24 protein-coding genes are annotated in these 22407 nt (G+C 46.5%); 9 read left to right on the top strand and 15 right to left on the bottom strand.

The annotated features are described in order from the left end of the window. Nucleotides 1-50: 50 nt before the first annotated feature. The 5 genes from hgcB to H575_RS02305 form a co-directional block, all read right to left on the bottom strand. A complete protein-coding gene (gene hgcB, locus H575_RS02325; protein ID WP_042697304.1) occupies nt 51-401 on the bottom strand; it encodes a mercury methylation ferredoxin HgcB in 351 nt (116 codons plus the stop codon). Beyond that, nucleotides 401-1471, bottom strand: a complete 1071-nt coding sequence (gene hgcA / locus H575_RS02320) for a mercury methylation corrinoid protein HgcA (protein ID WP_042697303.1) — start codon at nt 1469-1471, stop codon at nt 401-403. The genes hgcB and hgcA overlap by 1 nt, the downstream gene beginning before the upstream one ends. 11 nt (nt 1472-1482) lie before the next feature. Beyond that, nucleotides 1483-1779, bottom strand: a complete 297-nt coding sequence (gene hgcC, locus H575_RS02315) for an HgcAB-associated protein HgcC (RefSeq protein WP_042697702.1) — start codon at nt 1777-1779, stop codon at nt 1483-1485. Between the two features lie 88 nt (nt 1780-1867). Next, complete coding sequence (locus H575_RS02310; protein WP_155897833.1) at nt 1868-2347, bottom strand: putative immunity protein; 480 nt, start codon at nt 2345-2347, stop codon at nt 1868-1870. Continuing rightward, nucleotides 2334-3146, bottom strand: a complete 813-nt coding sequence (locus H575_RS02305) for a hypothetical protein (RefSeq protein ID WP_042697300.1) — start codon at nt 3144-3146, stop codon at nt 2334-2336. Before H575_RS02305 ends, H575_RS02310 begins: the two co-directional genes overlap by 14 nt. A gap of 142 nt (nt 3147-3288) precedes the next feature. Between H575_RS02305 and H575_RS02300 the strand changes: the two genes are divergently transcribed. The 6 genes from H575_RS02300 (at nt 3289) to H575_RS09610 (ending at nt 10652) form a co-directional block, all read left to right on the top strand. Beyond that, nucleotides 3289-3795, top strand: coding sequence for a hypothetical protein (locus H575_RS02300; RefSeq protein ID WP_042697297.1), 507 nt, complete (start codon nt 3289-3291; stop codon nt 3793-3795). After that, on the top strand, nt 3792-6686 hold the full coding sequence (locus H575_RS02295; protein WP_081406621.1) for an AAA domain-containing protein: 2895 nt from the start codon (nt 3792-3794) through the stop codon (nt 6684-6686). The genes H575_RS02300 and H575_RS02295 overlap by 4 nt, the downstream gene beginning before the upstream one ends. Before the next feature lie 13 nt (nt 6687-6699). Next, nucleotides 6700-7971, top strand: coding sequence for a hypothetical protein (locus H575_RS02290; protein WP_042697293.1), 1272 nt, complete (start codon nt 6700-6702; stop codon nt 7969-7971). Continuing rightward, entirely contained in the window at nt 7971-9515 is a 1545-nt protein-coding gene (locus H575_RS02285; protein WP_042697291.1) for a phospholipase D-like domain-containing protein, read from the top strand. The genes H575_RS02290 and H575_RS02285 overlap by 1 nt, the downstream gene beginning before the upstream one ends. Before the next feature lie 72 nt (nt 9516-9587). Further along, nucleotides 9588-10430, top strand: a complete 843-nt coding sequence (locus H575_RS02280) for a viperin family antiviral radical SAM protein (RefSeq protein WP_042697288.1) — start codon at nt 9588-9590, stop codon at nt 10428-10430. Nucleotides 10431-10526: 96 nt separating this feature from the next. Further along, a complete protein-coding gene (locus H575_RS09610; RefSeq protein WP_281166564.1) occupies nt 10527-10652 on the top strand; it encodes a hypothetical protein in 126 nt (41 codons plus the stop codon). Nucleotides 10653-11028: 376 nt separating this feature from the next. Here H575_RS09610 and H575_RS09515 read toward each other — a convergent pair whose 3' ends face one another. After that, the gene (locus tag H575_RS09515; RefSeq protein ID WP_245554483.1) at nt 11029-11430 is read right to left on the bottom strand and encodes an MTH865 family protein; all 402 of its coding nucleotides are present in this window, start codon (nt 11428-11430) and stop codon (nt 11029-11031) included. A 142-nt stretch (nt 11431-11572) separates the two neighbouring features. Here H575_RS09515 and H575_RS02270 point away from each other — a divergent pair, with 142 nt between their 5' ends. Beyond that, complete coding sequence (locus tag H575_RS02270) at nt 11573-12328, top strand: helix-turn-helix domain-containing protein (protein ID WP_042697285.1); 756 nt, start codon at nt 11573-11575, stop codon at nt 12326-12328. Between the two features lie 38 nt (nt 12329-12366). Here H575_RS02270 and H575_RS02265 read toward each other — a convergent pair whose 3' ends face one another. Continuing rightward, on the bottom strand, nt 12367-13143 hold the full coding sequence (locus H575_RS02265; RefSeq protein ID WP_042697283.1) for an SDR family NAD(P)-dependent oxidoreductase: 777 nt from the start codon (nt 13141-13143) through the stop codon (nt 12367-12369). 225 nt (nt 13144-13368) lie between these two features. Here H575_RS02265 and H575_RS02260 point away from each other — a divergent pair, with 225 nt between their 5' ends. Continuing rightward, entirely contained in the window at nt 13369-14181 is an 813-nt protein-coding gene (locus H575_RS02260; RefSeq protein WP_042697279.1) for a TrmB family transcriptional regulator, read from the top strand. Nucleotides 14182-14205: 24 nt separating this feature from the next. Here H575_RS02260 and H575_RS02255 read toward each other — a convergent pair whose 3' ends face one another. The 3 genes from H575_RS02255 to H575_RS02250 form a co-directional block, all read right to left on the bottom strand. Further along, nucleotides 14206-15213, bottom strand: a complete 1008-nt coding sequence (locus tag H575_RS02255) for a nitrogenase subunit NifH (protein ID WP_042697693.1) — start codon at nt 15211-15213, stop codon at nt 14206-14208. A gap of 313 nt (nt 15214-15526) precedes the next feature. Then, nucleotides 15527-15934 carry a hypothetical protein gene (locus H575_RS09235; protein WP_155897832.1) on the bottom strand — a complete coding sequence of 136 codons (408 nt, stop codon included), beginning with the start codon at nt 15932-15934 and terminating at the stop codon, nt 15527-15529. Between the two features lie 81 nt (nt 15935-16015). Then, nucleotides 16016-17332 (bottom strand): AIR synthase-related protein, encoded by a 1317-nt coding sequence (locus H575_RS02250; protein WP_042697276.1) that lies wholly within the window; start codon nt 17330-17332, stop codon nt 16016-16018. 90 nt (nt 17333-17422) lie between these two features. Between H575_RS02250 and thiD the strand changes: the two genes are divergently transcribed. After that, on the top strand, nt 17423-18244 hold the full coding sequence (gene thiD / locus H575_RS02245; protein ID WP_042697274.1) for a bifunctional hydroxymethylpyrimidine kinase/phosphomethylpyrimidine kinase: 822 nt from the start codon (nt 17423-17425) through the stop codon (nt 18242-18244). A gap of 33 nt (nt 18245-18277) precedes the next feature. Here the strand turns inward: thiD and H575_RS02240 are convergent, their stop codons facing one another. Genes H575_RS02240 through H575_RS02220 form a run of 5 tightly spaced genes read right to left on the bottom strand, consistent with a single transcriptional unit; the run spans nt 18278 to nt 22360 of the window. Continuing rightward, on the bottom strand, nt 18278-19180 hold the full coding sequence (locus H575_RS02240; protein WP_042697271.1) for a TIGR00269 family protein: 903 nt from the start codon (nt 19178-19180) through the stop codon (nt 18278-18280). Then, nucleotides 19181-19372, bottom strand: coding sequence for a ubiquitin family protein (locus H575_RS02235; protein ID WP_042697268.1), 192 nt, complete (start codon nt 19370-19372; stop codon nt 19181-19183). It abuts the gene before it with no gap. Beyond that, the gene (locus H575_RS02230; RefSeq protein ID WP_042697266.1) at nt 19372-20079 is read right to left on the bottom strand and encodes a glycosyltransferase; all 708 of its coding nucleotides are present in this window, start codon (nt 20077-20079) and stop codon (nt 19372-19374) included. Before H575_RS02230 ends, H575_RS02235 begins: the two co-directional genes overlap by 1 nt. Continuing rightward, entirely contained in the window at nt 20076-21050 is a 975-nt protein-coding gene (locus H575_RS02225; RefSeq protein ID WP_042697264.1) for a glycosyltransferase family 4 protein, read from the bottom strand. Before H575_RS02225 ends, H575_RS02230 begins: the two co-directional genes overlap by 4 nt. Then, entirely contained in the window at nt 21047-22360 is a 1314-nt protein-coding gene (locus H575_RS02220) for a protoporphyrinogen/coproporphyrinogen oxidase (RefSeq protein WP_042697262.1), read from the bottom strand. The genes H575_RS02225 and H575_RS02220 overlap by 4 nt, the downstream gene beginning before the upstream one ends. Nucleotides 22361-22407 lie beyond the last annotated feature (47 nt).

Below are 22407 nucleotides of genomic sequence, written 5' to 3'. Positions count from 1 at the left end.
GCATATAATGATTTTCAAAAGGTGCGGGTGAGGGCACCCCCAAATCCCGTTTACCGCTCCTTCTTCCCGCAGTCGCAGACCGCAGCTTTTTGTTTCGGTGCGGAACTTCCGCAGCAGGAACTTCCCTCGCCGCAGCAGGATTCGGTGTCCATGTCCTTTCCCCGGAGTGCGGCGCCGATCATCCCCCACGCACATCCAACCCCGCTTTGAACGGTGATTGCCCGGACCGGGCAGTTGAGAGCGCAGGCTCCGCATTCCATGCAGGCAGAAGGTCGGTCGAGGATCACACGAGTTCGTCCTGCAGTAAAAACTGCATGGGGACAGACCTGCGTGCAGCGTCCGCAGTTTATGCAGAGCGCCGGATCAAAGGAAAGACTCGTTTCGGTGTAGGAATCGAACATCAGATCACCCCCAGAATTCTGGATACGCTAAGGATAATACCGCTTATCACGCCGAGCGCCGCCATTCCCGCCATGACCTTGATATACGAAAAGATCTCCTTCTTGACCCCCGTTCGTGAGGTAAACGGTGTGCAGCCGGTGAAGTTCAGGGCAAGATACGAGATAACCGGCGTGATGAGAAGGAAGACCGCAGCGGCCGAAAGGACGCCGGCCCACACCGGCAGGTTCGGATATGTGCCAAAAACATACGCGAAGGGAAGCGATACGATCATGCCAAGGATCATCCCTTTGGTCGAAAAGTCCCGTGTCGGGAGAACGGGCAGAAGCAGAGGAAAAAGCACGGTGCCTGCAAGGACTGCGGATATTGCGGCAAGCGATGCGACGGGTCCGGCAAGAAACCAAAGTGCCGCGGCGGCTGCAAGAGCCGGAAGCGCCGCGTGCATGAACTCGACAGGCGTTAAGACGAGCCGATCCCGCAAAGAGAATTCGACACGCCGCATGGCAGGCGTCGCCGTGTGCGTTTTCAGATACTCCGGCAGATCGTCTGCCCGGACCGGGCCGTATTCGACAGTGAACTTCGTCCTCGCCGCAACGTCCACCCAGGAGACCCCCGGTGCTCCAAGCTGGGGTACGATGATTGTCCTGTGCGAGACGATTCCAGCAAGATCTGAGGATTCTATCCGGTGGACGAGTTCATCCGTTCCAAACGTTCCCTTCCCGGCGGCGCACCAGACATTGATCCCCTTCGTGTCCAGAACAAGGATCCATGCATCGATCCCTGCAAGCGGGGAACGGAGAGCATCAAAACTGAGAGAATAGTTTGCCGATGCAAAAACCGGTGAGTCTGCATCCGGATCTCCGAGCCGATACAGGCCGGGTTCGACACGGTGCTCTGACCGGCGCCAGCCCAGCCGGGCAAGGAGATGGTCGAGCCTGTCGGCGAAGATGATCCTGCTTGTGGTCGTCTGGATCGAAGTGTTCTGACAACAATTCCAAGAGCATCCGCAGGTCTGGTCTCCGGACGTCGATGAGCAGGAGCAGCAGGAGCCGGATGTTTCGGTTATTTTCATGAATTGGTCCCTCACGACCGGTCCTGTTCGTTTAGGAGCGGGCCGAGAATATCCTTTACCATGCAGCTCAAATTGTCAGCTTTCATCAGAGCAAGACAGCAGATGCTGCCGTTTTTCTCCCAGCTGATGAGTGCGAGTTTGTCTCCTGTCCGGATGCCGGCTTTTTCCCGCACGTCTTTTGGCAGGACCATCTGCCCGCGTTCATCCACGCTGAGTACTGCTTCGATCCGGCAGCCCGTTTCACAGCCGCACCCGCAGTCTGAATCATTTTTTTGTGATGATGGATCTTCGGTATTTTTTTGGGTCATAGAGAACTCTTCACTCACGACGTAGGCATTCTGATAATTTATATGTTTCTGAAAAATCAGATTTTTCTGAATTGCCGGGGTCTCTCTGTTAAGCAATGTCGGGGTCGGGATCCCCGCCGGCGGTGTCGGGCTGCCGGGTGAGTGAAAGCAGATGACGATACTGCCAGGCGCGTTCCTCCTCCCTCTGCTCCGGAAAAACCGCCTTCACGGCATATTCTGCGGCATGGATCGCGTGACCGGACGTGTGCGAAGTTGCGGCGGCGTGACCTACAGCACGGGCCGCGAAGGATGCCGGCGGATCGCCCGCCGCGGCTCGTGCAGCTGCATGTGAAGAAAATGCGGCTATTCGCGCTTCGCCGACTTTTATTTCGCCGCGAACCCAGGCACGTCCTGCCTCCAAAGCCTCGCGGGGACGCGGGTCGTTTGGATATTTTTCTTCGAAGATGGAGAGAACACGTTCGGCACAATCCAGAGCCCAGACTGCGAGGATCTTTTGATGTGAAAAAATGAGGGAAACATCATTATATATTTCGTCTCTGTAAATGGGATGTATATTATTTATTTTCATCACTTTTTTGGAGTTGAAGCATCTTTAATGAATATTCTCCATCTTCGGTAATAGTAAATCTTTGTTTTTTTCCTTTGAATTTCCGCTCAATTAAACCCCACTCCTCCAGTTGTTGCATCAAAAGCCATTTAGTTTTTTGGCTTGGATTATTTTTGCGTTTTCCCAATGCATCAATTACCATGGCTTCGTATATTCCATCAATTTTATGATACAACTCAGTTACATTCATTCCCCTTTCTTCTAGAGTGGATGCTCGTGAATCATATTCATACAAAATATTCAGAATGTCTGCATAATTTTTCTTCTTTGAGAGATCTTCTAGATGCATCTTTGGGACACGGAACCTAATAAAATCATCATTTGATGGAGTGATGCAGATCTTGCCCTCTACCCACAATGCAGCTAGGAAAAGAGATACGGATAATAATGTTGTTCCACTTGTAACATTAAACCAGAGTTCCGCTGTAGGATGTTCCATTTTGATATCAAGAACTGCTTTTTTTACTGAATCAGTACTTTGATCAACTATCGAATATTCTTTAAAAAATCTTTTTTTCCCAGTTGATGTATACTTATCGAGAGTACTAATAGCCGTACGAATCTGCTGCCGATTCATCATTGTCCGTTCTGCAGTAGCTTTCGATTTTTCGTCCATTAAGGGAGTGATGGGAATTTTGTCGTTAATCTGCTTTTCCACAATCACACAGACGTGTGTCGGGCGAATCTCTTCAATAACTGTATAATAAGTATTATGAATATTTGCTCCACCGCACATAATGTAGATACACTCCGCTACCATAATCAATTTATTAGTCTGATGTCCATTTATAAGTTACCAAAATTAGTAATCATTTCAATAAAGATTCATATAAACATAGCAACAATAGCTGTTTGATGATAATCTGGAGTAAGGAATTCACAGTCATTTGATAACGAGTGGAATGTCCAACTTCATATATCTTGAAAAAGATATTATATTAACTAGATTTTGGTGTGATTACTTGACGTTAAATAGAAAAAACGAGATAATTCATTTTCTCCTATTAGGAATGTCGTGGGAGCATATTCTTCTTGAAATTGCATTTTTAAAATTTCAGAATGTAGTTTTTTTCACCTCCGAAAATTTACTTGAAAACAGCCAACCACTTTTCAATAAAGTGAAGGTATCTGGTGTTAATATATTAGAAATTGTGTGCCTGAAACCATTTGAACCTAATTCTCTTGGATTAATGACGGAAAAAATAAGCGAAGTGTACTGGAAATATGCTAATAATACGATTGTTGCTGGTCTTACTGGTGGAACTAATCTAATGGTGGCTGCAATGACATTAAATGCTTTAAAGTATGGATTAGTCTGTCATTATGCGGTGAAAAATACTCAAGAAATATACTACATTTCGTATATCAAAGATCTCCATGATGCTGGGAATATAATTGAGGCAGCATGAGCTCTGATTTGTATTATTATAATCTCGGAGTTAGATCTCCCGAAAATTACCGAGACTTTGTTGTTTCTCGTCTAAGTGACTTTGAATATTATCTCTCTTCTGCAAAGAGGAGAATGGATGGAATTAAGTATCAGTATCATTTCACCTTTAAAATATCTCCAATTTGGATAGTCAAAGATAGAAATGAGAAGTATGATGATGGAGAGGTATTTCAAACAAAAGAATGCACCGGAAAAATATGTGGAAGAATTCAGAATAACGAACTGTATTTTGATATTACTCCATCTGATGAGGGATGTGTTTATCAACGTACTTCATCAGGTATACAAACTATTGCCTATTTGAGATATTCATGGGAACTATCCGGTATTAAACTCACTCACTCTTCCGGAAAGTATGAAATAGGGGGGGAACAGATTGCTCCTGTTTCAGAAGAGGTTGAAGAGGAAGCATTAGATCTGATTTTTTCATCAAGATGGCTGTATGATTCCTCTAAACATCGTTATCGTGTCCTAAGTGCAAATCGTTACAGAAAAATCATCTGGTTAAAAGAAAAACCGAAAAGCAATCAGTTGTTTTCGAAATATGATACATCCCAACTAAAAAAAGAGGTCGAAGCATTTCATACGTTAATGATGATGCCAAAACCACATAATCTTCCTTTACTCAATCTATTGCAGAAAAAAGATTATGCTAGCTGGGATGATGTTTTTCCTCCTTCTGAACGTGCGATTACATATGAAGTACTCACAGATGCAAATCGGTCGGGTACTCTTCAACAGAGACGTTTTGTGAAAAAAGCTCTCGGTACAAATGATTTTGCGATTCTTGAGGGACCGCCGGGATCTGGAAAAACCACAGCACTCTGTGAACTAATTATTCAGGAAATAAAACTAGGTCACCGAGTTTTGATGGTTGCATCCACTCACATTGCCGTAGACAATATTCTTGAAAAATTGGATGAATTTGTTCCTGACACGAGAACATCATATAATGATAAATATGGCATCATACCACTCCGTATCGGAGAGGAGGCAAGTGTTCTTGATTCCATGCGAAAATATTGTGAAAGTCAGGTTGTGGAAACTGAACAAAAAAGAATTTTACACTCTTTAAGTAAAATTCGTAATCCAAGCGATTCACAGAAAGAACTCTATGATTTAATAAGAAATGATGTGTCAAACAAAGGCATATCCAAACTCTTAATTGATTGCGCTAATTTTGTTTGTGGAACAATGATTGGCATTTTGCGTGCCCCAATGATTCAGGAAATTCAGGGTTCAGCACCTCTCTTTGATGTGGTAATTGTAGATGAGGCATCAAAAACTACTTTTTCGGAATTTATAGTCCCAGCATTGTACGGGAGAAAATTCATTCTTTCAGGGGATACACGTCAACTTGCTCCATATACAGATGAAATGCCAATAAAAATTAATGTTTGTGGATTGATTAAAGATGATGAAATCCGCGAACTCTGCAAAGCAGTTTTTGACTCATCAGTATTTTCTAGAGGAAACCGTTCAAATGCTGAAAATATTGGGAGATATACCTTTCATTCCGGGAAAATCCTGATTTGTGACGACGAACAAAAATATAAAGAGTTTGAACAAAAAATAAAACTCCAAATTGAAGAGCTTAACATATTGTGCAAGAATAAGAAATATGACGATCCTGAAATTTGTTTTGCTTCAATTCCTACCCGTCCATTAAGTGTAGAAAAACAGTGTGAGCTTGCTGTATGCAATCTGCTTTTGACAACGAGTGACACACTAAAAGATATAGCAGATATTCTCCCTCCTGCACTTGATATCGATAAAAAAACTGAAAAAATAATTTCTGCTGCAACATATATAGTACACCAAAGAAAACAAAAGGCGTACAAATGTTTGCGGGAAAATAAATCTGAGCCATGGGAAGATGCAGTTACTTGGAGATTGAACCGTCAATATGAATTAAAAGGCATAGGGGGGGAACGATTCGATAAATTATCCCGAGATCTTGATCTACTTCTGCCAAAATGTATTGATGCAGAAATCCGTGAAAATAAGTCGGAAATAGACATGAACAAACGGATTGCAGATAATTTGGACAAGATAATTTCAATTTCCTATCCTTCAATTCTAGAGTTTTTACAAACTGGTTATCAATCCAGATTTACACAAAAATATTCGGATGTTGCATTGTATGCAGGTCTGGGATATGATGAAAAGGACAAATCTCCATTTTATCAGAAACGACATGAGCTTCTTACCTTTCAGCATCGGATGCACCCAGATATCTCTGCATTTCCACGAAAATATATTTATGAAAACACAGCCTTGGAAGATGCAAATGGTATTTCTAATGAACGTGTATTCCCTTTCCAAAGAGGACCCAGAGTGATCTGGATGCACGTTTCTGGAACTAAAACAAATGAGTCGAATCGGATTAATAATGATGAAATCAAGTTAATTATTGATCATTTGTCAACGTTACTTGAAAAAATCAGTGTGAATAATTATGGGAAACATTGGTCAATTGCTCTATTGTCTTATTATAACGGACAGGTAAAAGAACTTGCAAAATCTTTGAAATCAATTGCAAAAAAGTATTCTCTTGAAGGTAGTTCATATCAATATCTCTCAAAAGACGTGACAATCGTCATTAGTACTGTAGATAGGTATCAAGGACATGAAGCAGATATTGTGTATTTATCTTTTGTGAGAATCATGAAAGGTAAAAAACCAGATGTTGGATTTATTGATAATAAAAACCGTTTAAATGTTTCCCTTACCAGAGCAAGATATATGTTGTATTTAGTTGGAAATAAACAGAACTTTGGCCATAAATGTGCACCACAAATTCTTAATGATCTGGTTGCCGAAACAAAAGATGGAGATAAGGATTATTGAAGGTAAGTAAAATATGTTGGAAATTATACTAAAACGGGAATTAACACTTATCACCTATGAAGCAGAGATGAAAATCGGTTTGCAAGAGAAAAAAGAGCGGAATATTTATCTCCCATTTCTAAAACTAGCTTCAGAATTCAATGGGATCCTCTCTGCAAAAGTAATCAATGAAAGACTGTTTTTCTGTCCGGCAGATAATATCCGAGGAAAACGAATGATTAGTTACTTGGCAGAGGGGCAGCATATCACTCCCGAGTATGAGTTTGATTTAGATGTTATTGATGAAAATACACGATATGTACTGACCCCCCTCGGAGAGTCCGAAATTAATTCGGGTGTTATGACAATCCCAGAAGAAGGTGCTTACCTTCTTTCGACTACACCTGACCCACTTGTACCAAATGGAATTATTGATTGTATCCGCTCAAATGACACCGCAAAAGAGGAGTTACAAACTCGCAAAATGAACAAGAATAAGAAAAAAAATGCTGATACTATTAAATTAAATACATTAGATTGGGGTAAGCAGTATGCAAACATTAAACAATGCATTGAATGCCCCCTCCCCAGGAGATCAAATGAGTTTATCTGGATTTATGAGATACAGCCCGAATTAATTGAACAACAGCAGAATGCTTTTGAAAAATCCATGAAAATCCAGGTGAAAATCACTCAAAATAGTGGAGTTGAAATTGCACTTGATCTTCAGAATAATAAAGACAGCAAAAACAGTTCATCTTTAATTCCATTTAGGATAGATGATAGTCTTTCATATTCGGATGTATTGGAAGAGCTATTAATAGAGTTTCCTGAATCTGATATTGACAAGACATATGGATATCCTGTTTTACTTTATGAGTATAATAAACTGACAAAATCAGAGATGAAACGGTTTCAAAAAGATGTTACTATTTCAGAACCACATCTAACAAAATACGGGTATTTTGATCCGCTCCTCCTAAAAAATATAAATATTGCTCCAAAAACCATCGATGATGCTGTATTATGGGCTTTCACTATTCTTGTTGAAGAAATTAATACTTATATTGATAAGCCGCTCTATAATGAACTCAGTAAGAAAATCAAAGATCATTTTATTGGTGAAATGAGGGCCTCCCTCCTCCTTCCAGACTATGAGCAGTTTGTCGCTTTATTCTCCGAAAAAAGATCGGTGTTTTTTGATGAGTATGATGATATGTATCACAAAATACTTTTAGAAAAACCCGAGTTATTCTGGTTTGTCACTGCTCCAAAAGTATTGCGTTTTACCAGAGGTAAGTTATAATGAATATCGATTTTAAAGGACAAATTACTCCAATATCATATGAAGTACGTATTCCCAGCAAAGAAGAACAGATAGAAAATTGTTGGGTTTTTGAACGTGATGTAGTGCTACCGTATAAAAATACTTTGACATTAAGTATGGGAAATCGCAGTTTTTCAGTTCCAGGATCAGATGGGGTATTTATTTCCTCCATTGTTTCCATGATAGAACGTGCAAAATATCTCATTTGCCTTAGTTCTTTTCTCCTTGAAGCTGGAGATGTAACTTCTGCTCTTTTAAAAGCAAGGAATCGGGGAGTATATGTTGTAATTCTTACAGCACCAAGAGAGCTGAAATCATGTGATAATGATGAAGAAATTAGTGAGAGACAAAAAGAAATTCTTGAAAAACACCGAAAACTTTTGAATTCATTTATAAATCACATATTGATTAGGACTGCATCACATTTTCATGCAAAATATCTTCTTTGTGATCCTGTATCTGATTCAGCCACTGGAATCATGATGACGTGTAATGCCACTGTTGATGCCATGAGTGGGGGCAATATTGAGTTCGCAGTTGGCCTTAAACAAAACGAAATTCAATCTTTCTATGCCCATTTTCTGCATGGGTTCTGGACCGAATCAGAGCATGAACTTTTAGAAAAAGGTAAATTGAGTACCACTGAAAATTCTGTGCCGCAATCTGTCCTAGAAGATTTAGGATCCGTGACTTTGCCCGTAACCCGCAAAGATACAACTACCCTTAGAGATACCTTGTCAAAAATGATTGACTCTGCAAAAAAGACGATTACTATTTCTGCGTGGACTTTTGAAAAAGATTACGAGCTGGTAAATAAACTTCTTGCAAAACAAAAACAAGGGGTAAAAGTAACAATTTACACACGTGTCAATTTCTTCAATACAGGGGCACTACTTAAAGTTGCCAAAGCCGGAGCAATAATTTATGGTTATCCTAGATTCCATGCTAAATGTTTGATTGTGGATGATATCACCGGTCTAATTATGACCGCAAATATGTCAAAATTAGGTCTTGATTCTGGATTTGAGTCGGCAATTCTCTTAGATAAAACGGATATTGGAACGCTGAACAATATTCTTGAAAAGCTATCTGTAGAAAGATCACAGGTATTTTTCTCTCGCATCTCGTCAGCAAATCTCAGTAAAGGTACATTCAAAGTATTCGTTGAGGGAAAACAGGAGTTACAGAGTATTAACATCAGCGATGAAAAAATCGAGTCTAGAATCGTGGTAAAATACTCTTCATGCGACAAGTATCTCGATTATTCCTTCGTTTCCCAGGATGCCTTTAAAAAGCAAGATAAACTAGAATATGTAAAAACACATATCTATCCGATTGTTTTTGAGTTTCCAAAATTATCCCGAAATGCAAAAATCGATGAAACAGATAAAAAACTTGGAATTCCGGTATATATTAGTAAAAAGAATGGACAGGAGAGCAGATCCATCTTGGTAAAAAACTGGGAAGAAGTAGAGAAACTAAAACATCTTTCAGCAAACGGGTATCATTTGGTGATTGAATAACCTCAAATAGGTTTACTTTTTTTGTAATCATTTCATGTATATCTGATATGAATGCCTGTTCCATTATAATCTATGGTACAGACAAACATCAAATCGGCAAACTGGCACTTCACTTCAAAATGCAACTACTCCTGCAAATTTTGTTCAAGGCAGAACTGCACGAGTGACCTCATGTCTCTAAAAAGTGTAGATAATATACTCACTCATCTCAAAAATTTAGGAATTGAAAAACTCAATCTCGTTGGCGGGGAACCAATGATGCACTCACTCTTCTATGATCTCATCCGACTTGCCTATGAAAAGGATTTTGTTGTATGCGTTACTACTAACGGTTCTTTCCTCAACAAAAATACCATTCAAAAAATGCAACCCTATGTTTCATGGATTGGAATTTCTATTGACTCAGTATCTGACATAACTGCGGCAGAAATGGGAAGAGGAAATGGGCATCATCTCGCCCACATAAAAGAGATTATTCAATTCATTCACGAAGCAGGAATAAAACTCAAAATAAACACTGTCGTCACCAAACAAACAAAGGATGAAGATATGCGGGACGTAATTGCTGAACTCTCGCCATCACGTTGGAAAGTATTTCAATTCTTGACAATCGTTGGTCAAAATGACAAAATCAGTTCAGAATTTTCCATTTCATCAAAAGAATTTGACGAATATTGTGACCGTCACAGATTAATTAAGCTTGGGAATGGAACTGAGAAAATCTTCTCTCCAGTTTTTGAATCAGCAGAATGTATGGCTGACTCCTATTTTATGGTTGATGCAGACGGGTTGGTGGAAATCAATACACCTCGTGGAGTTATTCATATTTCGCTTGAGGCTGTAACTAATAATAATATTGAAGAAATGCTTAATCTGAAAAACTACAAGGAACGTGGTGCTGTTTATGAGTGGTAATATTTATGTTACAAATATTTGTAATCATTCCATAATGTCATTATATGAATCCCCAACTAATTCTCTTTTCACCAACTAAAAGGAGGTGAGAATCATATGACAAAAACACCAATGTCTAAAGAGGCAGCATCCAGAATTCAGTCAAAATCTGACAAAACCGGAAAAAATACAGGTTTTAAAGAACGTACCCAGAGTTCTGCAGATAAAAACTCCCGCAACTAATCAAATTAATTTTTGGAGGGGTCTTTCCCCTCCCTTTTCTAAAAACTGATTTAGTGCTCAAATGTTCCTGAATATTCCGCTAGGGTGAGTTATGAACAGAGGATATTTCCACCGCGTCGGGCTCCGCGCCGAAGTCGCCCTCCCGCACCCACGCTAATCATAGATTTTCTCAACTGAGGTCGGCCGCTTCGCGTCCAACCTGCGCCCCGAAATCAGAAAAGGAATTGCATAATGGAGAGTAATTCTAAAACGCACGAGACTCACGAATTCTTGTCGATATCCTATCAGAATTTTCACTTCGAACGACCTGAGAAAAAAGAAAAAAATGTTCGGGTTTTTCACCCTGCTGAGATCCTTTACGAAGGAATTTCCGTGCTTAAAGTCCGGCCCGCTCAACGATCACATCGGCGACCGACTTCGCGCTCTTGAACGGGAAATCCGCTGCCGTGAGAAGCGTGCCTGCTTCGCCCGCGGTCATCTTCAGATCGCCGACCTGACAGGTCGTGTCTGCGCCGTTCGGGAACGCGGCAATGAGATCACCGGGTGTTTTGATCGGGAAGTTTGCGCCCGCAAGTGCCCCGCTGATCTGTGCGTGGATCTGCTCCTTTACGGAAAGGGCTTCAAATCCTGGCATGCCGGCGATCTCTCCTGCGGCCTTTGCGATCGGACAGTCGGCGCTGTGGGTCTCGCACCCGAAGCATGCTCCTTTGATCGATTTGAGGGACTCTTCTGCCTTTGCCTGTGTCACTGTTTTGCCTGTGTATTTCCATGTTGGCATCTTTTTCACCAGATACTTATAGTCGTGTTATATTTATATACAAGAGCGTCATTAAAATATACAAGGTGTGCTGATACAGAATAATGACCCTGCGGGTTAATGAGTGTGCATTACTAATGAAGTTAATAGGAAAAGAAGCATCATGGGAACAACACTAAGTTCATCATTAACGGAGATCCGTGAACTAAAGTCAGAGGTCACAGGTCTCCGTATGGATCTGAAACGCTTTATCGAACATGCAAATCAGCAGCATGTTCAAACTGCTCTTACGGATCTTAAGCAGAATTATGCCGGGCTTTTCGTCAATGATCAGCTGGACACAGCGAAATCGGAACTTTCGGCGAATATGGTTGCAGACTGCGGGATGCGGGACAAATGTTACGGCGTGTTTCTGGATTTTCTGCAGAACACGTCAAAGCATATCAAAGACGGTCAGGTCTCCGAGGAGATCATCCAATCATACCGGGAACAGTTGAAAGGAATGCAGGAAGCGGGACCATTTGACCGGTGTGATACCTGTTTTTCGCAGGTCTATCGTCTTTTTGAAAAGCAGGTCGATCTTATGCAGTCTCTCGGCATTTATGCAGAAAACGGCAGCACTGACGACATCATTACGGATATCCCGGAAGAAACGGCAGTAAAGGATCTGCTCGAACCGGTAGCAAACGTCCTGCGTTTTCAGATCCTCAAGTCACTTGCGGCACAAACACGGACCTTTTCGGATCTGTCGAGCATGACCGGATTACGCGGCGGCAATCTGCTGTTTCATATCAAAAAACTTACCGAATCAGGCATGATCCTTCAGCGTCATGGGCGGGGAGATTACGTTATTACGGATAAGGGATTCAAAACGCTGAACGCTGTTTCAGCGCTGTATCATGAAACGCATCACGCGTGACTGCGTTCCGAAAAAAAAGAAAAAATATTTTTTGAGTTTTATACGAGCTCTGTACCGCCGGATACGACCACAAACTGACCGGTGACGTAACTCGACATATCGCTGGAGAAGTAGAGGATCGTTCCGTTCAGTTCTCCGCGTTTTGCCGGGCGGTTCATCGGGCACATCATGCTGTATTTGGTCATGAACTCATCGGATTTGAACAACGTGCCTTCCGTCATTTCCGATTCGAACAGGCCGGGACCTACGGCGTTCACGGTGATGTTGTTCTGTCCGTATGAAGTTGCCATACCCATGGTCAGACCAAGTACAGCGGCTTTCGACGTGTTGTAGACATGGCGGACGAACATTGCACCTTTGTCGCCGAGTACTGCATTGATCGAGGCCGTGTTGACGATCTTTCCGTAGTTCTGGGCTTTCATGTGGGGGATGACATACTTGCTCATGAGGTAGATGCCTTTGACATTGGTATTCATGGATTTGTCCCACTCATCTACGGTCAGGGTCTCGACTGTTCCACGCTGGGCAATTCCGGCATTGTTTAACAGAATATGGATGGTTCCGTAATGTTTGACGATCGCGTCAACTGCCTCTTTGACGCTTTGTTCATCCGTTACATCACATGCATAGGTGAAAACCTCTCCGCCTTTTGCGGTAATCTCTTTTGCGACTGCTTCGAGTTTGTCTGTTCTCCGTGCAAGCATGGCAACTTTTGCCCCTGCTTCGGCATATGCACGAGCTGCATCGGCGCCAAGGCCGCTTGAGGCTCCGGCAACGACCGCGACTTTTCCAGTTAAATCACATAAGTTTATCATTTTTTATCAAGCTGATACTTACTCCTTGGGAATGATAAAGAAAATGTCACTCTCAAACCGGAACGAGCGATGTTTTTCCGGGCAGATACTCTCTGAGGAATTCTCCAGAATTCTGTCTGAAATGCCAAAAACAGCTCATGTGCAAGATTAATGCCCAGTCGGCAAAACCAGGTGTCTGATCGATTACAGAAACTTTATCTTGAAACAACGTGTTTATGAGATAGTATGAAAGGGATGGCAGTAATGACGGATACGGGAATGCCTGAAGACCCTCTTCTGTCGATCCAGCAGCAATTGATCTCCAGCGGGATGCGGGAGTATGAAGCCAAGATCTATGTGACCATCTTCAGCCGGGGTATTCTTACCGCTTTTGAGATCCATGAGTTCAGCGGCGTTCCCCGCGGCCGGGTGTATGATGTCTTAAATATCCTCGAGCAGAAAGGCTTCATTACCCGTTCGTGGGAGAAGCCGGTCTATTATACCGCCGAACCGGTGGAAAAGGTCTCGCTTCGTCTGGTGAAAGAAACCCTCAATAATCTGGAACGCATGACCAACTGTCTCAACGAACTTCAGGATGTCTGCTATCCTCTGGAATCGAAAATAGTCGGCGTTCATGAATTCCAGACCGATCTTGCGATAGATACGCAGATCCGGATGGAACTGAAACGTTCCTGCAAGGAAGTTCTTATCCTCTGTTTCGATGCACGGATCCTGGAAAGATATGCCGATGATATCAAAGAAGCCGCAAAGCGGATCCCGGTGTATGTTGTCGTCAAAGATAAGGAAATGGCAAAGTTCTCCCCGATAAAATGTTATATGGTCAAACGCGGCACTCCTATGACGACGATGGAAATGCCGCTTTCCTCGAGAAAACAGAGGCTGCCTGTACTTGCGCAGTTTTATTATGATCGCCAGGGAACGATCGCGATCCTCGAACATCAGGGCCAGAAGATTTGTCTTGGTCTTGTGAACAATGTCTCGGTGTTTGTGGCGCAGAGTATTCTTCAGAATATCGAAAGGGTCGAGCCGGAAGAGTGAGTGAGGGGAAAATAGAGTGTGCTCTCAATCCGCCAGCCGCTTTAGTATCCTCATCGCTCTCAGTGTAAGCCATTTGCTTTGGTCACCCTTTTGTCCGAATGGTACGAGAAGTCTGTCACTGGCATACGTATTCCCGACCCTCCATCTGCCCGTATCATCCTGCCTGGAAACAACGAGCTCCAAAGCATCGTCCATGCGGGCGTCCCGAACACCAAGTCCGCTCAAAATATCGAGTATTTCAAGCACATCGGTCTGATACATCAGAGGAAAACCGAATCTGAGCCAGCCGGGTTTTGCCGTCCGGTTAAGATCATGGCTGCGTTTGTAGATATGGTGGGTGAGCATGAACTCTGCGGCCTTGTGAATCGTATCTTGCACCGCCGGCGTTCTCTTTTCCTCCGGTATGGCGCTTAACGCTTTGAGCGCTTTAACGACGCCCATATGGCAGGTATGCCTGCCCCAGCACATTTCCAGGCGGTCATACGGCGGGACCTGTGGATCGTCTTCTGTCCCGTCGTTGAAACGCATGTATCGGGTGAGCCAGCCGATCCCTTTCTGCAGTCTTGGATCATCGAGATATCCGAACTGTATGAGGGCCCACACCATATTTCCCGTGAGACAGGGTATGACCTCGGCGATCCGCCCCCCTCCGGTTTTTACAGCAGTGTTCTGCGAAAAACCGCCGTCCTGTATTTCCTGTGAGTTTGTCAGGAGATATTCGCACTGCTCCCTGATCTGCGGCACCGGGGCGGCGCCCAGCTCCGCGAGGGTGATCAGCGACCAGATGAGCCCTTTGTATTTGTAGGTGTAAAACCGGTGATAGGTTTGGAGGCAGGCAGGGTCCTGCTGTTTTTGAAGGATCTCAGGCACGATGCCGTATTCCATGATCTGATTTTTTGCCTCCAGGACGGCAGGGTCATCTTCGGGCCGGTCAAGTATCTGCTTTAACGCAAAATACCGTACTGAAGGGTTTTCTTTTTCCAGCAGCCAATCCGAGGGATCAGCTTTGAGCAGCGCTTTCCAGTTGTCCATTTTTTCCCTTTTTATTTGAGAGGAGGCGGCAATGCTTCCTTTCTGAATCATTCATTCTCAATCATCAAATAGCTATGTCCTGAGATGGAGGTCGGTGATTTTTCCCGATGCTTTATCCATCCCGGAGATCGGGGTGATTCCACAGGGGACTAGCGCTTCGTCTGTTTTTTGCAGAAAAAACCCGCGTTAGAAGGATTGATAAGAACAGACATGACTCTCTAAGACCTTTGGACTATTCAACGTATTGAGCTGACCGGACTTCCAGAGGATGAACTCATACTTCATCAATCATACTTCATCAATCATACTTCACTCATGATTCCCGAAAAAAGAACTGCCTGGAAAAAATCGAGCCGCACTCTCCTTGGAGAGATTTGCTGCCGACACACTCTTGTGTTATTTCTTTCTTTCTAAAAGTATATATAGTTATTTCAAGGTGTCGAAAAACAAAAGGAAAAAAATCTCCAGGTCTTCCTCTTCCCGAAATCATATATGAAGTATGAAGTATGACGGATGACGGATGATTGATGATTGATGATGTCCCCGGAATTATTACAGCAATGAGACAGAACGGATAACTCAAAATAACCCGAAGAATGTTGAAATCACCGGCAAATCCAGCCTCACCAACCTCTTCACCGCCCGGGCTTTTTGTAAAAACAGTGTTCTCTTTAAGTGAGGAGGGGGTTAGGCGATGCAAAAAATCAGGTGGAGGGATCAAGATCTCCCCACAGCGGACCGCTCACAAATTCAAAAAAATATCGGCTGTCCCTCTTTTCCACAAAAGAGAGAGGAAGATTGCTCAAACCAATCTCTTCAGAACCCGTTCCTTCTTCGCCCGTGCCGCGTCCGCCGCCCGGTCGATCCCCTTCTTCATCTCGTCAAAGTCCCTGCCCGGCCGGTCGACGACCTTCTTCACCGGTGTATACGGAGCCTCACGGAACTTCGGCAGGAACTCTCCTTCCACGCCGTCCTTGATCAGACGGGAAACACCCGGACCCTCACGCACGAATCCGATCCGCTCCATCAAAACGCCCGCCGTTCCGACGACCCGGATGATCTCATCCGCATACTCAGGCGGCGCGATCACGAGAAGCGCATCCAGACTCACGCCCAGATAATCGATCCCGAGCTTATCCAGCAGAGCAAGCACCTTCGGCGCGATAAGACCGCGAAGCGGCGCATCTTCGACAACCACCGTCGCTTTCGCCGTTTCCGCGATCTCGAACACATCGCCCCGAAGGCCGCCGTTCGTGATATCCGTCATCGCGTGGATATGCGGGAACACCTCCGACTCGATCAGCGCAGCGCAGGCTTTCAGGAAATGCAGATTGATCGTCTCCTCCACCACGTCAGCATTCCCCGAATACAGAGCGGCCGTCGCGATCGTCCCGCCGCCTGCTCCTCTCGTCATCAAGAGAACATCCCCCGGGACCGAGGATCTGCGGGCCGTCACGTGATTTGCGACACCGACCACGCCCACGCAGCCCGTCATCCGGTCGCCGAGAACCATGTCCCCGCCGATACGAAGTGTCGATCCGGCGACAAGCGGCACGCCCAAAGCGTCCGAGACCGTCGTGATCCCTGCCGTGTAGTCGAAAAGCTTCGCCACGTCCCCGTCGTCTGCGATATGCACATCCGAGATCAGACCTACGGGTCGGGCGCCCATCACATACACATCGCGAAGTGTCGCCCGTGTCGCATGGAATCCCGCAAGGAACGGGAAATCCGACAGACGCGAGTGCATCCCGTCCACTGTTGTAATGATATACTGGCCGTTCGCCTCGACGACCCCGCCGTCATCCATCTGATCGACACCGACCTGTGCCGAGGTCTGCCCGATCACATGAGCGATCTTTCGGTGAGCGTAAAAGTCGCCCGAACCGCGGGACCCCACGCCGAACTCGCCCATCGAAACGCCGGCATGTTCATACTCGAACAGATCGCCCTTCAGCCCGCTCGTCACCTTCACTTCTTCGATGACGGCCCTCGCGAAGTCCCGTGCAAACCCGTCATCGATATCCTTTATATCCAGAATGCGTTCCTGAAGCAGTTTTTCGATTTCATCTTCAGAAATATCCTTCAGCATGCTTCGCCGAACGAAGCCTTCCACGTCCATACAAGATAGATGTGAAGGGACAGACTATAAAGACATGAGGTTAAACCTTCGAAGAAGTATTTTCAAAGCGTGCGTTCCACTATATCTGATATGAGTTCCCTGGAAAACACCAAAGCCTTCGCGGCAACTATCGCAGGATCCGACCCGTCCGCCGGGGCAGGCATCCAGGTCGACCTGAAAACCATGGCCGCCTGCGGGGTATGGGGGATGACGGTGATCGCAGCCCTGACCGCACAGAACGCCACGCACGTTCTCGATACGGCAAGCATCCCCGCGGAGTTCATCAGAAAACAGATCGACGCCCTCGAAGAGGACTTCCCGATCGGCTGCTACAAAACAGGCATGCTGAAAAATGCGGAGACGGTGAAAATCGTCGCTGAGAGCATTCCCGATGGCCGAAACATCGTCGTCGACCCGGTGCTTCTCGCAACAAAAGAGTACCGGCTTCTTGACCTGGCAGGCCAGGAGAAGCTCACTGCCGAACTTCTCCCGCGGACGACGGTGATAACGCCGAATCTGCCTGAAGCTGCGGCTTTGTCCGGGATCACGATCGCGGACGCCGAGTCGATGGAGGAGGCGGCATACTGGTTCATCGATCACGGGGCGAAGGCTGCCGTGATCAAAGGCGGCCACGCATATTTCAGGCTTGGGACCGACGTCTTTGTCGACAAAAACGGGATGATGCTGATCGAAGGCGAGGTCGCGCCGTTCACGGATGTCCACGGATCGGGCTGCTGCTACGCTTCGGCGATCGCCGCCCACATCGCTCTTGGTTTTCCGGTCAGGGAGGCTGTCTGTGAGGCAAAAAAGTTCGTCAGCGGCGCAATAAAATATTCATGGGAGTATGCTCCCGGCCGCCGCACGATGAATCCCGGCTGGCAGCAGCACAAAACCTATGATAAAAAATTCTGAAGAGGGAGAGCCGCCAAAAAGAGGCGGTCTGATTCACGCTCGCCGCTCGAGCAGAGCACACGCCGCACACAGCCGGTGACTCGTCGGCTCCCCGCAGAGTTCGCAGCGGCCCATCATCGTGATCTCCCCGCCCCGGGGTCCGAGTTTTGCGAGAAGCTTCTCCTGGCCGGTCACGATATTCATCATCGTCCCGGGCGTTTTGTACTCGAGCTTCCCAAGCCCACTCCGGACCCCGGCACGCAGAGCGTACTTCGTGTACGGACACTCAGGCAGATCGGTAAGCAGATGATTTACGAGCCCGTAGGCGACCGTCTCCCGCTCGGTCGAGCGGCAGAGCGGTTTTATCCTCGGCAGAAACAGCGTATCCGCGTTCGTCTGAAACGACCCCGTCACTCTTGTCAGATCGCCCCGCAGATAATTCATCAGAACCGACTGTGCCTCGTCGTCCAGACAGTGCCCCGTCGCGATCTTGGTTGCCCCGACCTCGCGGGCCGCCTGATTCAGGGCCCGCCGCCGCAAAGTCCCGCAGACCGAACACGCCTGCCGGGGATCGTTTGCCAGCAGTTCGTCCAGCGTCTTCCCGCAGATATCCGTAAAAGAGACCAGTTTGTCGGCGAGGCCGAGTGTATCACAGAGCCTGGTCGCTGCGAGGATCGTATCATCCCGGTAGCCGCCGATCCCTTCATCCACCGTGATCGGGATGAGTTCGGCTTCCAGATCCAACTTTGCAAGGACCGTCAAAAGAACCGTCGAGTCCTTCCCGCCGGAAAGACCAACAGCGATCCGGTCGCCGGGTTCGATCATATGATATTTTTCGATCGTGGACGCAACGCCCGCTTCGAACCATGCGGAAAAATGTTCACCGCAGAACCTCTGCTTCGTGACCGGATCGACGTATACCGCCTTTTTTTCGCAGTGATCGCACCCTGCCGGCATTTATCCCCCGTGCACGATCGAGGTCGCCCGCAGGACATCGTCCTCATCCACGGGATCATCGGCAAGCAAAAGCTCGCCTTCTCTTGTGACGAGGATCTCGTATGGATTCATATCCAGGCGGAGAAGGATCTCCTCAAGCGTTCCGGCATGGGTCGTCAGGATTTGACCGTCAGGGAGATACAGCGTGACCATTATTTTTTCGTATATTCCTTGCCCATGTACTGGTGTTTGTCCGAAAACCCGCCTTTCGCGACCACGTAGAACCACTGGAACGCCGAGCGGAACAGACCGAAGTTAATGTACCGCCGCATCGAAAAGCCGATGATCATCTTCATATCGAGGACGACCCGTCCGTAGTTTTTCATGCGTTTGGGGAGTTCCCAGTCGTCTCCGGCATCGCAGACCTTGTACATCCCGGCCTCGATGAACAGGTTCTTCCGAAACGCCGTGTTTGCTCCAAGCGTCGCGTAGAAGATCCCTGTTCTTCCTCCGATCCTGACCACGATATTGTACAGGAACACCTCGAATTTGTGCTTGAATCCCGGCTCCAGCGGATAGATCGGGCCGTAGATGACCGATGCATCCGGATACTTCTCGAAGTCCTTTACGATCGTCTCGAGCCAGGGTCTCGGCAGGAAACAGTCTGCATCGGTCGTCACGATCAAATCATATTTGCTTGCGAGAACGCCGTCGTTTCTGGCCCCGCCGACCTTTTTGCTCGTCTGGATGAACACTTTGTCCGCATATTTTTCCGCGATCTCCCGGGTCTTGTCCTTGGAGTTCCCGTCGACGACGATGATCTCGTACTGATCTCTGGGAAGCGTCTGGTCACAGAGACTTTTCAGGAAGGGTTCGATGCCTTCCTCTTCATTGAATGATGGAACTACGACTGAAATCATGCTAATAACTCCGCATACAGATCGGCATGCATCTGTGCTACTTTATAAATATCATACGGCTCGACCGATGCCCGTGCATGGGATGCGGCGTTTCTGAGCATCGCCTCGTCTGCAAGCAGAGGGGCGATCTCTTCGTTTTTGGTGAAGAATCCGGCGATCCCCGGGAAAAGTTCCCGGTATTCGGAAAGATCACGGGAGATGACCGGAAGGCCGCTTGAAAGCGCCTCCATTATCGAGATCGACATCAGGTCCCCGTAGGACGGGAACAGAAATACGTCGGCTCCGGCATATACGCCGGTGATATCCGGGACGAATCCAGGGAAAATGACATTGTCTCCGGCTTTGGCTTTTCGCGCCTCGACTTTTTTTCTGTTGTCCGAGATCGGTCCGTACGGAAATCCGCCGACCCACATGAACTTATATTCCGGATGGGCGTCCGCGAGGTCAAGGAAATCATAGATGCCTTTTCTCGGGGTCTGCTGGGCGACCTGCAGGATCACCTTGTCATCATCCGAAAATCCGTAGGTTTCCCTAAAGATCCGGCGTTTTTCTGCATCGGGCTTGAACTTCTCCATGTTCACGCAGCTTGGGATCCTCGTCGTCGGCATATCAGGGAGCATCTCTTTGATCTCCCGTTCGTTGTCTTTCGTGATGGTGATGATGTGATCGTACCTGCCGTACATGGGCTTGTAGATCTTATTGATGAGCGAGGCTCCGGCAAGATTATTCGCATTCAGGCTCGGGGTCGAGTGGGCCGTGATGATCTTGACATGTTTTGCCCGCAGCATCGACCAGACCGCGCCTGGTCCGAGGGTATGACAGTGGGTTATGTCGTGGTCATGCTTTTTGCTGTTCAGCTCGACCTCGACGCCCGGGGTCTTCTGCAGACCATTGTACAGCATCATTGCGACCGTCGCACAGCCGACATATTTGAACACCGAATAATTCTCGACCCGGATATTTACTCTCATGCCTTTTTCTCCACAAAATTCATGACGCTTCGGATGCATCCGTCCATATTGAGGTACTCGAACTCGGAGAATCTGCCGACAAGATCGATGCCGAGGTTCCCTTCGAGATATTCACGAACGATCTTGATATTTTTCAGGTAATCAAGATCGTAGACCACATAGGCGAACTTGAAGTGATCGACCGCCGTATGAACGACGTCATCGCTCGAGGGGATGATCCCCATTCTGACGAGACCGTCGACCGTGTGCATAATGATCTCCTCATCGTTCATCTTTGAGATGTTGTCGCCTTCGTTGTAGGTGATCTCGGCGAGGACCGCCGAGCAGCCTTCGGGTGCGACTTTGCTCGAAAAGTTGGACGGGAAGGAGAGGCGGTTGAAAGCGCCCCATTTTTCTTCCGGCACGTACATCCAGGAGATGTCGGGGAGTGTCCCTTTGAATCCGACTGAGATACAGGCGATGGAGTTGTATTTGAGTGCATCGCATGCCTCCAGAATTTTGGATGGAACATCCAGCATCGGAAGAAGCGTCTGGAGCGGCAGGGTCGAGATGACCCGGTCGGCCAAAATCGTCTCTTTTCCGTTGGAGACCGCCCATCCGTCACCGGTGTTCACGACCGAGGTGACGGTAAAATTCGTATGAATCGAACCCTTTACCGGTTCGGCGATGGCGTGGATAAGTGCTTCGATACCGCCATGAATCGGATAGGAAAAGACCGCCTGGTGGGTGTATCCTTCGGTCTCGATCCCGATCGCCGATTTGATGATGTCTTCGACCGGCGGGCGGGGAACGCGTCCGTCCATCCAGTGTTTCGACATTTTTCCGGTCGGGTAGTTCCAGATCTTCTCGTTGTACGGAACGAGATAACATTCGGCGATCCCTTTGCCGAATGTGTAGTAGATCCAGTCTTTAAAGCTCGTCGGTTCCGCGACCTCGCCTTTTTCGACCGCTACCAGATTCTTGACGTATTCATTGATGCAGAAGAACAGGTCTTCCTTTGGAAGCGCTGACAGTCCGTTTTCGAACGGGTATTTAACATACTGACCTTTATAGAATATTTTGGTGTTTCTGTTTCGAAATTCCCGGTTTTCGGCCAGAACATTCTGCATGAACGAAAGAACATCTGTGTCACGCGAGAAGATGATATGCGATCCTCCGCAGTCGAAGGTGAATCCGTTTCTCACTTCGGATCGGCACAGACCGCCGATCTTTGGTTCCTTTTCGAGGACCGTAACTTCATGTCCTTTTTCCTTGAGGAGGCGGGCGAGTGTGACCCCGGTCAGACCGCCGCCTAAAATTGCCCACTTCACGAGTATATATTTGGGGGCTGAACAATAATAAGATGAGTACGTCCGTT

The sequence above is a fragment of the Methanocorpusculum bavaricum DSM 4179 genome, from assembly GCF_000430905.1.
Taxonomy (GTDB): Archaea; Halobacteriota; Methanomicrobia; order Methanomicrobiales; family Methanocorpusculaceae; genus Methanocorpusculum; species Methanocorpusculum parvum.
Note: the sequence above shows the minus strand (reverse complement) of the source record. Positions and strands in the feature narration are given on the sequence as shown.